12 protein-coding genes and 1 pseudogene are annotated in these 12,135 nt (G+C 71.9%); 6 read left to right on the forward strand and 7 right to left on the reverse strand.

Going from position 1 to position 12,135, the window contains the following annotated elements:
• Positions 1 to 403: 403 nt before the first annotated feature.
• Complete coding sequence (locus tag HT134_RS00435) at positions 404 to 1,267, reverse strand: LysR family transcriptional regulator (protein WP_175598251.1); 864 nt, start codon at positions 1,265 to 1,267, stop codon at positions 404 to 406.
• A 70-nt stretch (positions 1,268 to 1,337) separates the two neighbouring features.
• Here HT134_RS00435 and HT134_RS00440 point away from each other — a divergent pair, with 70 nt between their 5' ends.
• Positions 1,338 to 2,072 (forward strand): CTP synthase C-terminal region-related (seleno)protein, encoded by a 735-nt coding sequence (locus HT134_RS00440; protein ID WP_175598252.1) that lies wholly within the window; start codon positions 1,338 to 1,340, stop codon positions 2,070 to 2,072.
• A 97-nt stretch (positions 2,073 to 2,169) separates the two neighbouring features.
• Here HT134_RS00440 and HT134_RS00445 read toward each other — a convergent pair whose 3' ends face one another.
• On the reverse strand, positions 2,170 to 2,763 hold the full coding sequence (locus tag HT134_RS00445; RefSeq protein WP_175598253.1) for a TetR/AcrR family transcriptional regulator: 594 nt from the start codon (positions 2,761 to 2,763) through the stop codon (positions 2,170 to 2,172).
• A gap of 261 nt (positions 2,764 to 3,024) precedes the next feature.
• Here HT134_RS00445 and HT134_RS00450 point away from each other — a divergent pair, with 261 nt between their 5' ends.
• Complete coding sequence (locus HT134_RS00450) at positions 3,025 to 3,597, forward strand: hypothetical protein (protein WP_175598254.1); 573 nt, start codon at positions 3,025 to 3,027, stop codon at positions 3,595 to 3,597.
• 322 nt (positions 3,598 to 3,919) lie between these two features.
• Here the strand turns inward: HT134_RS00450 and HT134_RS00455 are convergent, their stop codons facing one another.
• Entirely contained in the window at positions 3,920 to 5,215 is a 1,296-nt protein-coding gene (locus HT134_RS00455; RefSeq protein WP_175598255.1) for a UDP-glucose dehydrogenase family protein, read from the reverse strand.
• Between the two features lie 853 nt (positions 5,216 to 6,068).
• Between HT134_RS00455 and HT134_RS00460 the strand changes: the two genes are divergently transcribed.
• The 3 genes from HT134_RS00460 to HT134_RS00470 all read left to right on the forward strand — a co-directional run bounded on the left by HT134_RS00460 (position 6,069) and on the right by HT134_RS00470 (position 8,909).
• Positions 6,069 to 6,611, forward strand: coding sequence for an NUDIX hydrolase (locus tag HT134_RS00460; RefSeq protein WP_175598256.1), 543 nt, complete (start codon positions 6,069 to 6,071; stop codon positions 6,609 to 6,611).
• 748 nt (positions 6,612 to 7,359) lie between these two features.
• Positions 7,360 to 8,232, forward strand: coding sequence for an alpha/beta fold hydrolase (locus HT134_RS00465; RefSeq protein ID WP_175598257.1), 873 nt, complete (start codon positions 7,360 to 7,362; stop codon positions 8,230 to 8,232).
• 140 nt (positions 8,233 to 8,372) lie between these two features.
• Complete coding sequence (locus HT134_RS00470; protein WP_175598258.1) at positions 8,373 to 8,909, forward strand: GNAT family N-acetyltransferase; 537 nt, start codon at positions 8,373 to 8,375, stop codon at positions 8,907 to 8,909.
• A 200-nt stretch (positions 8,910 to 9,109) separates the two neighbouring features.
• Here HT134_RS00470 and HT134_RS00475 read toward each other — a convergent pair whose 3' ends face one another.
• Positions 9,110 to 9,406 (reverse strand): DUF6204 family protein, encoded by a 297-nt coding sequence (locus HT134_RS00475; RefSeq protein ID WP_175598259.1) that lies wholly within the window; start codon positions 9,404 to 9,406, stop codon positions 9,110 to 9,112.
• Positions 9,394 to 10,047, reverse strand: coding sequence for a TetR/AcrR family transcriptional regulator (locus tag HT134_RS00480; RefSeq protein WP_175598260.1), 654 nt, complete (start codon positions 10,045 to 10,047; stop codon positions 9,394 to 9,396). Before HT134_RS00480 ends, HT134_RS00475 begins: the two co-directional genes overlap by 13 nt.
• 139 nt (positions 10,048 to 10,186) lie before the next feature.
• Between HT134_RS00480 and HT134_RS00485 the strand changes: the two genes are divergently transcribed.
• Positions 10,187 to 10,729: a GNAT family N-acetyltransferase gene (locus tag HT134_RS00485; protein WP_175598261.1), complete on the forward strand. Its 543-nt coding sequence runs from the start codon at positions 10,187 to 10,189 to the stop codon at positions 10,727 to 10,729.
• Here the strand turns inward: HT134_RS00485 and HT134_RS00490 are convergent.
• A pseudogene (locus HT134_RS00490) lies at positions 10,724 to 11,597 on the reverse strand (IS5 family transposase). The gene HT134_RS00485 and the pseudogene HT134_RS00490 overlap by 6 nt on opposite strands.
• 45 nt (positions 11,598 to 11,642) lie before the next feature.
• Positions 11,643 to 12,035 carry a hypothetical protein gene (locus HT134_RS00495; RefSeq protein ID WP_175598262.1) on the reverse strand — a complete coding sequence of 131 codons (393 nt, stop codon included), beginning with the start codon at positions 12,033 to 12,035 and terminating at the stop codon, positions 11,643 to 11,645.
• Between the last annotated feature and the right edge of the window lie 100 nt (positions 12,036 to 12,135).

Here is a 12,135-nt window from a genome sequence, read left to right on the forward strand (position 1 = left end):
GTTCACCGACAGCGGACCCCGTTCACCGACAGCGGACGCCGCCCGCCGCCCGGCCGGAACCAACGGGCACGCCCGGCCGGGTCGCCCGCACCGACCCGACGAGGGCGACCCGCCGAACAGGCAGGACCGGCCGACCAGCCACCGGGGTGACGCCGGCCATCCGAATCCGCCAAACCGGCCACCCACCCCCTACACAACGGAGACCAGCCGACCAGCCACCCGACAATGCAGGCCCTCCGGCTCGGCCGAACCGGCCGCCCACCCACCAGACGACCGAGGCTGTCCAGGGAGGACCAGCCGACCAGCCACCAGGTGGGGCCGGACCATTTGGTCCAGACCGGGCTATGCGCCAGACCGGCCGCCCACCCCCTTCCGCCCCGCCACGCTGATCAGCGTGTGGCGGTCAGGAGGGCGGTGGGGACAGGGCGGCGGCCAGGTGGGCGGCCGGGCCCGGCGGCAGTGACGGGTGCAGCAGCTCCACCCGGTGCACCAGCCTGGGGGCCACCAGCGGCACGCCGGGTCCCGCCGAGGCGGGCAGCAGGGTCAGGCCGTGCCCGGCGGCCACCAGGTTGCGCACGGTGTGCACGTCCTCCCCCTGGTGGTCCAATCCGGCGCGGAAGCCGTCGCCCGCCAGGTCGCGCAGCCGCTCCAGCGGACACAGCGGCGTGGCCAGCCAGCGGGCGTCGACCAGGTCGGCCAGCCGCAGCCCCGTCCGGCCCGCCAGCGGATGGTCCGGCGGCAACGCCACCACCAGTTCCTCCTCCGACACCCCGATCCGCGTCATGGGCCCTGAGTCGGGCAGGCGCAGCGGGTCGCTGGGAGCGGTGATGCCGTCCGTCAGCCCCAGGTCGGCCTCGCCCGCCGCGACCTGCGCGGCCACCTGGTCACGGTCCGTCGTGCGCAGCCGTACCCGCAGACGCGGCTGTTCGCCCCGTCCCCGTGCGAGCCGTGCGGACAGCACCGGGTTGAGGGCGAGCGGAGCGGCGGCGAGGGTCAGCCGGTGGGCGGGCAGCGCGGCGGTGCGCAGCACGTCGGCGCGGGCGGCGCGCAGGCGCAGCAGCAGCGGGCCGGCGTGCTCCAGCAGCCGCGTGCCCGCCTCGGTCGGCTCGACCGGACGGCGGCGCAGCAGCGGGAGACCCAGGTCGGTCTCCAGGGCGGCGATCTGCTGGGAGACCGCCGACTGGGTGTAGCCGAGGCGTTCGGCGGCGGCCGAGAACGAGCGGGCCTCGGCCACGGCCACGAAGGTGCGGAGCAGATGAGGGTCCATCAGTGTTGCTTATATCAGGTCCAGACATCATCGTTGGCGCTTGTGCCGGGTCGCGGGCCACGATGGGGGCATGACGAGCTTGAGAATCGCCGTGGTCGGCGACCGTTCCCCGGGCGTGCGCGCCCACACCCGTGTCCCGCTGCTGCTGGAGGCACTGCGCGAACGTGACGGCGTCGCGCTCGACGCCTACTGGATCCCCACCACCGACGCCCGCGACCTGGACGCCTTCGACGGCATCTGGGTCGTGCCCGGCAGCCCGTACCTCAGCGAGAGCGGAGCCGTCGAGGCGGCGCGGACCGCGCGCGAGCACGGCATCCCGTACCTGGGGACGTGCGGCGGTTTCCAGCACATGCTGCTGGAGTACGCGCGCAACGTGTGCGGGCTGGACGTGGCGCACGCCGAGAACGTACCGGCGACCGACGACGGTGACGACTTCCTGCTGATGCCGCTGCGCTGCTCGCTGGCCGGGCACGAGGCGATGGTCCGGCTGGCGCCCGGGTCGCTGATCGAGCAGATCATGGGCACGCCGGTGACCGTCGAGTCCTACAACTGCTCCTACGGCCTCAACGAGCGCTACGAGCGGGTCCTGACCGAGCACGGGCTGGTCTTCTCCGGTCACGCCGGGGACGACGGCACGGTCCGGGTCGCGGAGCTGCCCGGGCACCCGTTCTTCCTGGGCACCCTGTTCCAGCCGGAGCTGGCCGGCGACGGCAGCCGCCCGCACCCGGTGATCTCCGCGTTCGCCGCGGCCGTGGCGGCCCGCTCCTCGGACACCACGCGGACACCGCAGGTGGCGTCACACTGAGCTCACGCGGCACGGGGAGGGTCCGGCGCCGTACGCGCCGGACCTGGGGGGCGTACGCGCCGGAGCTGGCGGGCGTACGCGCCGGACCGGGCTGCTGTCAGTTGGAGGAGGGGCGGACGCCGTCGAGGACGAGGTCCAGCAGCCGCTCGGCCTGGGCCGCCCCGTCGGGCTCGTGCTCGGTGGCCAGGCAGATGGCGTTGACGAGGGTCAGCAGGTCCGCGATGGCCACGCCGTCCCGGACGGCGCCGGCCCGGCGGGCGCCGTCCAGCAGTTCCTGGCCCGCGTCCACGATCATGGCGTGGCACCCCTCTCCCACGGCGCCGTCCTGGGATCCCTGCAGGAGCGAGACGGCCAGGCCCCGGTTGGCGGCCACATGCGCGGCGACGGCGCGCAGCCAGGCGACCAGGGCCGGCCCGGGGTCGTGGCCGGCGGCCAGCTCGCGGGCGTGGGCGCACAGGGCCTCCACCTTGCCGCGGAAGACGGCCTCCAGCAGCCGCTGCCGGGAGGGGAAGTGGCGGTGCAGGGTGGCCGAGCCGACGCCGGCGCGCCGGGCGATCTCCTCCAGGGACGCCTCGGCGCCGTGTTCGGCGACGGCCGTGGTGGCCGCGGCCACGATGCTGTCATGGTTGCGGCGCGCGTCGGCCCGCCGGGGCCGGGCGGGCGGCGCGGCGGCGTGGTCGTCGTCGGGCAATGTCGTCTCCGGCGCGTGACGTAAACGGGGCGGCTCTCCATATCGTACCGGGGCCCCGTCGTCCGGCCCGCGAGGCGTACGCGCGGCTCGAGGCCACGCCGGCGCGGGCCGAGGAGACCTGGGCGGCCGAGGAGCAGACCCGAGAGCGTGAGGCCGTTGGCGCAGGCGAACTCACTGGCTTCCAAGTGGACGACAAGACCTCGTCGGCACCCTGTGAATGCAAGCGACGAGAAGACCAACTCCAGGAAGCGAGGAAAAGAGTTGATCACCAGAAAGCTCCTTCTCCCCCTGCTGACGGCGGCCGCCGTGGTGTCCTCCGCGACCGTCTCGCACGCGAGCGTGGCGGACAGCCTGACGGCCACACCGCAGAACCCGTGCCCCTCCGGCAGCATCGCGGTGTCGATCGCCTCCGGGCCGATGGAGATGTCCAGCAGCGACCCGGCGCCCACCCTCAACATCCGCCTCATGTGTTACAACATGACCACGAAGAAGCTCGCCCCCATCGAGGCCGGTCAGGAGATCAACCTGGAGGTCCTGGGCGTGTGGGCGACGTCGGAGGCGGCGTTATGGGACGAGACCCTGCGCAACGAGAACACCTCGTGGCCGTACGACAGTGACACGGCGAACGCGTCGTACAAGAACTTCACGAAGGCGTACGGCCAGTACACCATGCCCGACGCGGGCTGGAACAAGCTCAAGAACGTCGGCAAGCCCGACACCTGGGGAGTGCTCTACTGGCAGACCTGGGTCTGCCACCGCAACCCGGGCGACCCCGAGCCGGGCGGGTGCGTCCTCTTCAAGCAGCCTGAGCTGCTGTTCATCGACCACACCTGAGGTGCGCAGGGCGCGCATGCTCGCCCGCGCGCCCGCGCTGCGATGCCACTGACCTGACGACAGGGCCTGGCCTCTGCGACCGGCCGGCCGATCCGTGGCCCCAGCCGGTTCGGCTGGCCCTGGCCGCTCTGGCGCACACGCACGCCAGCGACCCCGAACCTGCCGACCTGCTCGCGATGCACGTCGAACGCGTCGAGCACGTCGAGCACGTCGAGCACGTCGAGCACGTCAGGATCGTCGCTCACCACGCTGACCTCGCCTGAACGCGCTGCTGCCCCGCACGGTCCAGAACGCCGGCCGTGCGGGGCAGCTTGAGCGGCGGCTACGGCCGGCCGACACTCATGTACGTCCACCCGGCCGCGCGCATCTCGGCCGGGTCGAGCATGTTCCGGCCGTCGAACATCACCGGCCGCCGCATCACCGCGGCGGTCTGCGCCCAATCGACCTCGCGAAGCTGCGGCCATTCCGTCACCACGATCGCCGCATCCGCGCCCTCCACGGCCGCTTCCGGACTCGCGTGACGGCTCGTCGACGTCCACGGCTCCGTCTCTGCCGGGCGTGCCATCGGATCCCAGCAGCGCACCTCGGCGCCCTCGGCCAGCAGCCGGGCCGCCAGCACCGCGCTCGGAGCTTCGCGCATGTCGTCGGTCCCCGGCTTGAACGTCAGCCCGAGCAGCGCAACCCGTGCGCCGGCCAGATCGCCGAGCGCGTCCTTCAGTTTCTGGACCGCCCGCCGCTTCTGCAGGTTGTTGACCTCGATCACCGCGGACAGAAGTTGCAGGTGATAGCCGGTGTTGTTGGCCAGTTGCCGCAGCGCCTCGGAGTCCTTGGGAAAGCAGGAGCCGCCCCAGCCGATGCCGGGCCGCAAGAAGTGGCGGCCGAGCCGGTGGTCCAGGCCCACAGCGCCAGCGACGTCCTCCACGTCGGCGCCGGTCTTCTCGCACAAGGTGGCGATCTCGTTGATGAAGCTGATCTTCGTGGCGAGCAGCGCGTTCGAGGCGAGCTTCACCATCTCGGCCGAGCGGACGTCCATGACGACGACCGGCCCGTCGACGCCTTCGTGCAGTTCCGCGATCAAGCGTGCCGTCGCCTCGTCGGAAGCGCCGACGACGATCCGATCCGGGTGCATGAAGTCGTTCACCGCCGTGCCCTCGGCGGTGAACTCCGGGTTCGCGGCGTACCCGACGTGGGCGAGGCCGGCAGCATCCAGGGCCGCCCGCACGCGAGTGCCGGTGCCCACCGGCACGGTCGACTTCACCGCCACCGCCTTGAGATGCGATGCGCCCTCCAGGGACCTCACCACCGACCAGACCTTGGACAGGTCCGCGTCCCCGGACGCGGACGGCGGCGTGTCCACGCACACATACGCCACCTCGGCGCCGTCCAGGGCCTCACGCAGATCCAGCGTGAACGTCAACCGCTCCTTGTTCCGGGCGATCATGTCGCCCAGGCCCGGCTCGTAGATCGGGACGTCACCGGCCTTCAGGAGACTGATCTTGTCCGCGCTGATGTCGCGGACCACCACGCGGTGGCCGAGCTCGGCGAGGCACGCACCCGTCACCAGCCCGATGTACCCGGCGCCGAACACAGCGACCTGACGATTCGGCTTACCCACCATGGATGACCATCCGTTCTCACGCGGTCGAACCTGCCACTCGAGCCGCGGGCCTGGGTAAGGAACGCCGAAGCCTGCGAACGACGCTCCACCATAACGCGCCGCTCACAGATCACCGGCGTCACTGGCGGCAGCAATGCCATCATGGCCTGATATGCGCGGCCGGGGTGGCGAGGCGACCACATGCCGCTGCGACATCGCGCTTGAAGGGCTCAGGACCGATGCCACCCTGTCCACCGTCGGAGCCGACCGCGATGCCCCGGGACAGCTCGACCACGTCGCCCGGGCCGCACACCAGGCAGCTCGTGTTCACCGCCCGCGTGGACGCGACGGACGTCGTCCTGTCGCCTGCCCACGACGACCACACCTGGCGGCACGCGGACGCCCTGTCGGCCGTCAGCGAGGAAGCCCTCGGCCTGGTCCGCCGGGCCGTCCTGCCGAAACCGCTCCGGGACGTTGATGAGGGGCAGCACAGTCCGCCGCGCCGGCACGTCGGTGCCAACGCCCTCGTCCGTGACCAAGCCGGCCGGATCCTCCTCGTCCGCCCAGGTTCGAGCATCCCAGCCCCGGCTGGGATCACCCGACCCAGACCCTTCTCTTCGACCTTGGAATCATCGATTCAGCTACCACGCACCTCACGACCCCGGATCCCGACATCGCCGAGCACCGATGGGTCACCCCTGACGAGGCCGAACGGCTTCGCGGTCCGGCACGTGCCGCACGCCTACGCGCCGGACTCCTCGGACTCCGAGAACTCCGAGGACTCCAGCAGAGCCGACCAGCCATCATCACCCCTCGTCCGACCCGTGCGACCCGGGTTTCGGGTGCCGGACCGCCGGCCGGGGATACTTCGCCCATGACGAGGATCCCCGACCCCGGTCCCGCCCCCTTCACCCATCTCAAGATCCGCACCGGTGCCCTGGTCTTCTGCGGCAACGACGTGGCCCTGATCCGCCGGGACCGAGCCGACTCGACGCACTACACCCCACCCGGCGGCAACGTCGAACCGGGCGAGGACCTGTATCAAGCGCTGGCCCGCGAGCTGGCCGAGGAGCTCGCGCTCAACCTGGCCGACGCCAGCCCGCCGCAACTGCTGTGGATGGTCGACCAGCGCGTCTCACGTCCCGGCCCGACACCGCCACCCCGCAAACTCCACCTGATCTACCGTCTGCACATCAGCGCACAGATACGGGCCAAGCTGGCCGCCTGCGAGTTCGATCAGCAGCCCGGCGGTGGCCACGAGTTGGGCATCATCAAGTGGATCGACTACCGCGAGACCGCCACTCTGCCGATCTTCCCGCCGCTCGGGCCCGCACTGGCCGTGCTGCCCCATCCCCACGCCGCCATCACCGACGCGGCGCTGCCAGCGGTGACCGACGCCAACTACACCTGGGTCTGACCCACACACGCATCAGAAGACCAACGCCCGTGGAGACGTCGACACCTGCGCCGCAGCGGTTGAGCTTCGGCCCGCTCGTCCTGCCATGGAACCCGAGCGTGCGCGAACAGGGGCCGCCTGGGCTGATGATCGGATAAGGATCTTGAGCTCTTGGGGGCTCTCCACCTGAACCGCGAGACCGCTGATCTCTCGTGCTGAGGGCGGCACGAATCCGAGGGGTGGCGTAGGAAAGGTCGGCAAGATCGCTCGGAGTGGCCGGCCGCGCGAGCTGTACGCTCCGCTGCCACTGCGGATTGGGCCCGGTGACCACGGAGCCGAGCTCTACCGTCGCCGGGACACGACCCCGGGCGCGCGCACATCGCAGACACTCACCGACCGGCGCCAACTCGTCTCAATAAGTAGGACGCCGCTGTAGGCGGTGATCCCGCCATGGCCGCCTGGCCAGGTGTTCTGATGGCACAGCGCATCGCCCGAAAGCAGGGCCTTCCGTCTCCGGCAGGTGACACCAGCCGGCGCCGAGTTCCCTTGCCTGGGTGCGATCCAGAGCGATGGACCTCACCTGGGGCGGGAAGAGAGGCGACGGTTGATCCTCCTGGTACTCGCCGGGAGACGTCTGTCGCCCTGACACCGCCGCTGTTAGGGTGAGCGCGGTGCGCCGGGAAGTCTGGTCGGCAAGATCGTCTGTTGATCCCGGCCGGAGGCGTTCGATGGTCACCGCTTCCGGTGCCTCACGCGAGGAGGTACCACGATGCCCCCTTCCCCCGCGGTCTTCGCCGAGCGCGCCACCGACGTCGCCCGCCTGCCCTCGGGCGCGGTGGAGTACCGGCTGGAGGGCGACGGCCACCGGACGGTGCTGGTGCTCCACGGCGGTCACATGCGGGCGGGGCTGGCGCTGGGCGAGGAGGTCTACGCCGACGCCGGGTTCAGGGTGCTGGCGCTCTCCCGGCCCGGTTACGGGCGTACGCCGCTGACCACGGGCACCACGCCGGCCGGGTTCGCCGACGCCGCCGCCGAGCTGTGCCGGACCTTGGGGATCGAGCGCCTCGCCGCGGTCGTGGGCATCTCAGCCGGCGGGCGTACCGCGCTGACCATGGCCGCACGCCACCCGTCCCTGGTGGAACGGGTCATCCTGCTGAGCGCGGTCGGGTTCCTGCCGTGGCCCGACCGGCGGACCCGGCTGGGCGGCCGGGCGGTGTTCGGCCCCCGGGTGGAGACCAGCACCTGGGCGGTCCTGCGGTTCCTGGTCCGGCGCGCGCCGTCCCTGGGGCTGCGCCTGCTGCTGCGCGACCTCTCGGTCCTGCCCGCGCGGAAGGTCCTCGCGGGCCTGTCCGCCGCCGAGCGGGCCACGCTGGCCGGGCTGTTCACCGTGATGCGCTCCGGGCGGGGCTTCGTCGCCGACCTGCTGCCCGTACCGGACTGCGCCGCGCAGGTCAGCCGGCCCGCGCTGGTCATCGCCACCCGGCACGACCGGTCGGTGCCCTTCGCCCACGCCGAGTCCCTGGCCGCGGCGATTCCGAACGCCGAACTCGTCGACAGCCGGGCCGACAGTCACATGATCTGGTTCGGCCCCGGATATCCCCGCGTCGCAGCGAAGATCCGTGAGTTCCTCGCCGCGGACTGAAGCCGCCGTCTGAAGCCGCCGTCTGAAGCCGCTGCCTGGGGCTGCGGTCTGAATCCGCGGGCTGAAGCGGGCGGCCGGCGGCGGCCTCGGGCGCGGAAAAGCGGTTGACCGGGATGCGAGCCGGTGACCATCCTCGGTGGATGCGCATCGAGTTCGCCCGGATCGCCGCCGGTGACGCGGACGCGCTCGCCGACTTCCTGGCGGGCGAGGACTGGCCGTACCACGCCGGCACGCAGGACCGCGAGGCCGTCAGGCGGCGCGCGGCCGAGGGCGGCTACGACGACGAGGAGACGCGGACCTTCTGGGTGCTCGCCGACGGCGAGCGCGCCGGGCTGGTCAGGCTGCAGGACCTCGCCGACGACACGCCCATGTTCGACCTGCGCGTACGGGCCGCCTGGCGCGGCCGGGGGCTCGGCACGGCGTCGGTCGCCTGGCTCACCCGCCACCTGTTCACCGAGTTGCCCGGCGTGACGCGGATCGAGGCCACCACCCGCCAGGACAACCTGGCCATGCGGGCCGTCCTGCGCCGAAGCGGGTTCGCCAAGGAGGCCCACTACCGGGAGGCGTGGCCGGCACCCGACGGGACCCGCCGCGACGCGGTCGGCTACGCGATCCTGCGCCGGGACTGGCTGGCGGGCACCGTCACCCCACCTGACTGGGCCGACGAACCCGCCTGACGCCGCCTCCCGACCCGGACGCGGCGGGCTCGCGCGCCGAACCCTCACAGGACGGACAGGCTCGCGCACCGAACCCTCACCAGGTGGGCGGGTTCGCTCACCGAACCCCTCAGAGGATGGCGGGTTCGCTTGCCGAACCTCTCAGAAGGCCTGGCTCGTCACCGAACCCCCGGGATGGGTGGGGCGCGCGTACCAGCCCCTCAGGCCGGGCGCCCCCGGCGGCGGATCTTGATGTCGCGCATGTCGGTCACCGCCGTGCGCAGCACCCGGTAGGGGTGGCCGTGCGCGTCCAGCGCCGCGAACGCGCCGCGCGTCGCCTCCGCCTCGCCGTCGTCCGGCCCCGCCGGCACCTGGCAGCGGAAGGTGAACGCCGACACGCTGTCGTCGAACGTGAACGTCCCGGCCTCCGTGAACGCCGCCCCGCCCGCCGCCCGCACCGCGGCCCGGCCCGCCTCGTCCAGTCCGGCGAACGCGCCGGAGATCGTCACTCGGAACATGTCTCCCCCTCTCGTACGGCATAGCCGAGCATCCGCTCGCCCAGCACGTCCTCGGCCACGTCCAGCAGCCGCAGCACTTCCCCGGCGATCTCGCCGGTGTCCTGACCGGCGGCGGTGCGCCGGGCGATCTCGGTCAGCAGCAGCGCGTGCAGGCAGCCGACGTGCCAGGCCACCACGCGCGGCAGCGGATCGTCCGGCGCGGCCCCCGTCTCCTCGGCCAGGCACGCGGCCAGCGCGTCGGTCATCTCGCGGCCGAGGTCCTCCAGGCGCGCCGTCAGCGTGGGCGTGGCCCGCATCATCTCCAGCACCCGGCCGAACCCCTCGGTCAGCCCCAGCCGCCGCTCGCGCCGGCGCACCTCCTCACGCAGGTGTTCCAGCACGGCTCGTACGGCCGGCTGCCCCGGAGGGCGGGCCCGCACCATGTCGGCCAGCCGCTGCGGGGACGCCTCCTCCGGCGGCAGGACCAGGTCCTCCTTGGAGGCGAAGTAGTTGTAGACGGTGTTGACCGACACCTCGGCCGCCTCGGCGACCTCGGCGATCGTCACGTGGTCGAACCCGCGCTCCACGAACAGCGCGGTCGCGACCTCGGAGATGCGCTGCCGCGTCTGCCGCTTCTTGCGTTCCCGCAGCCCCTCTGTCATGGCACCGGAGCGTAACGGACTCCAACGATGAAGTCCAAACCAAATTTGGAGTACGTTGCAGTTATTGGTCCGTCACCCGGAAGGGGCATGGCGATCGCGCCCTAGGGCGTGTATCGGAAGTGGTGGGAACATCTAGGCCATGACAGCTGATTGGAACGGCATGGAGGTCGTCTTCCAGCGTGTCGGCGTCGACCGTGTGGACGAGGTGCTGAGCGTGCTCGATGAGGCGGCGGGATGGCTCAACGCACGTGGGATCGGTCAGTGGCCTGTGCGTTTCGAGGCCGCATGGGTTGAGGAGGCCCTCTCTCGGGGCGAGACGTGGCTGGTGGCCACCGGGGACAAGGTGGCGGGGACAGTCACCATGGACTGGTCGGATCCACTGTGGGCGGATGCCGACGGCGCGGCGGGATACGTGCACCGCATGGCCGTGCGTCGATGGGCGGCGGGGCTCGGGGCCCGCATTCTCGACTGGGCAGCCAATGCCGCACGGCAGCAGGGCGCCAACTCTCTGCGGCTGGACTGCGTAAAGTCCAATGATCGGCTGCGTGCCTACTACGAGGCCCACGGCTTCGTCCACCGCGGAGACGTGCCGGTGGGGGGTGCTCCTGGTCAGCGACTGGAGGAGGGTCCGCTCACCTGGGTCAGCCGCTATGAGCTTGCCCTGCCACGGCGCAAGTCATAGCCACTCGTTGATGGCCGCGACAAGGACGGTGGCCTCGTACCGGACGGCGAGTTTCTCATAGCGGGTGGCTACCGCCCGGTGCCTCTTGAGGCGGTTGATCCCGCACTCCACCGCGTGGCGCTCGCGGTAGTCGACCTGGTCGAGCTTCGGCGGCCGGCCGCCGCGTGAGCCGCGCTTCTTGTGGTTGCTGACCTGGTCCGCCTTGTCCGGGATGGTGCCGCGGATCCCGCGACGGCGTAGGTAGGCGCGGTTGTTGCGGGAGGCGTACGCTTTGTCGGCGCGGACGCGGTCCGGCCGGGTGCGGGGCCTGCCCGGCCCAAGGCGAGGGACACGGATCTTCTTCAGGACGGGCTCGAACTGCGGGGAATCCCCGCGCTGTCCGGCTGTGATCACAATCGACACTGGCTTCTGGCCCTGCTCGACGGCCAGGTGCAGCTTGGTGGTCAGGCCACCGCGAGAGCGCCCGAGGCCATGGTCGTCCGGTTCGGTGGTGAGGCCGCCGGGCGGCTCTTTCTGCAGGTCCCCCTTTTCCCCGCCCCAGCGGCGTGCTGGTGGGCCCGGCATACCGTGGAGTCGACGTCGATCTCCCAGGTGATCAGATTCTTGGCGTCCGCCTGGGCCTGCAGGTCGATAAAGAGCCGCTGCCAGGTGCCGTCTCGCTGCCAGCGCCTGAACAAGTCGTACACCCGGCCCCAGGGCCCGTACCGCTCCGGGACGTCTCGCCACGGCGTCCCGGTGCGGGTCCGCCAGCGTATGCCGTCGATCACTGCCGCTTCGCCCATCTCGGCGGGCGCCCCGGCCTGTTGCCTATGGGCAGCAGCAACTCCAGGCGGGCCCGTTGTGCATCCGTCAGATCTCCACGCGACACGAATCAAGATCGTCTCACGTCAAAGATCCACTTTCGATACACGCCCTAGTCGACGGGGTCCGGCTCGCGCACCGGCTTTCCCGCCCGGCCGCCATCCCCTCCGTCGCCCGACTGCCGGCCGTCCGTCCGGCCACCGCGCTCCGGACCGCCGGACTCCCGGCCGTCCGTCCGGCCGCCGGGCTCCGTCGGCTCCTCGGCGACGGCCTCGCGGATCCAGGCGGCCACCGCCCGGCCCAGCAGCGAACGGTGCGCCCCCGCCCCGGCCACCCGCTCCCCGGCCAGCGCCAGGCGCACGGCCCGCGTCACCTGTCCGGCCACGACGCAGGTCGTGGTGGCCGCGCCGAGCACGACCCACAGGCTGTAGCCCTGCGGCAGCAGCATCACCACGAACGTCACGTACGTGACGAGCACGCCGACGAACACCACCGTCCACGGCACGGCCTGCTCGCCCGGCGCGCGCTCCCTCCGCCGCCGGCTCCGGGACGGGGCGCGCCCCCGGCCCCTGCGCGCGGCGAACCTGCCGCGAGCGTGCGCGGCC

Origin of the sequence: Nonomuraea rhodomycinica (assembly GCF_013363995.1) — a bacterium.
Classification (GTDB): Bacteria; Actinomycetota; Actinomycetes; order Streptosporangiales; family Streptosporangiaceae; genus Nonomuraea; species Nonomuraea rhodomycinica.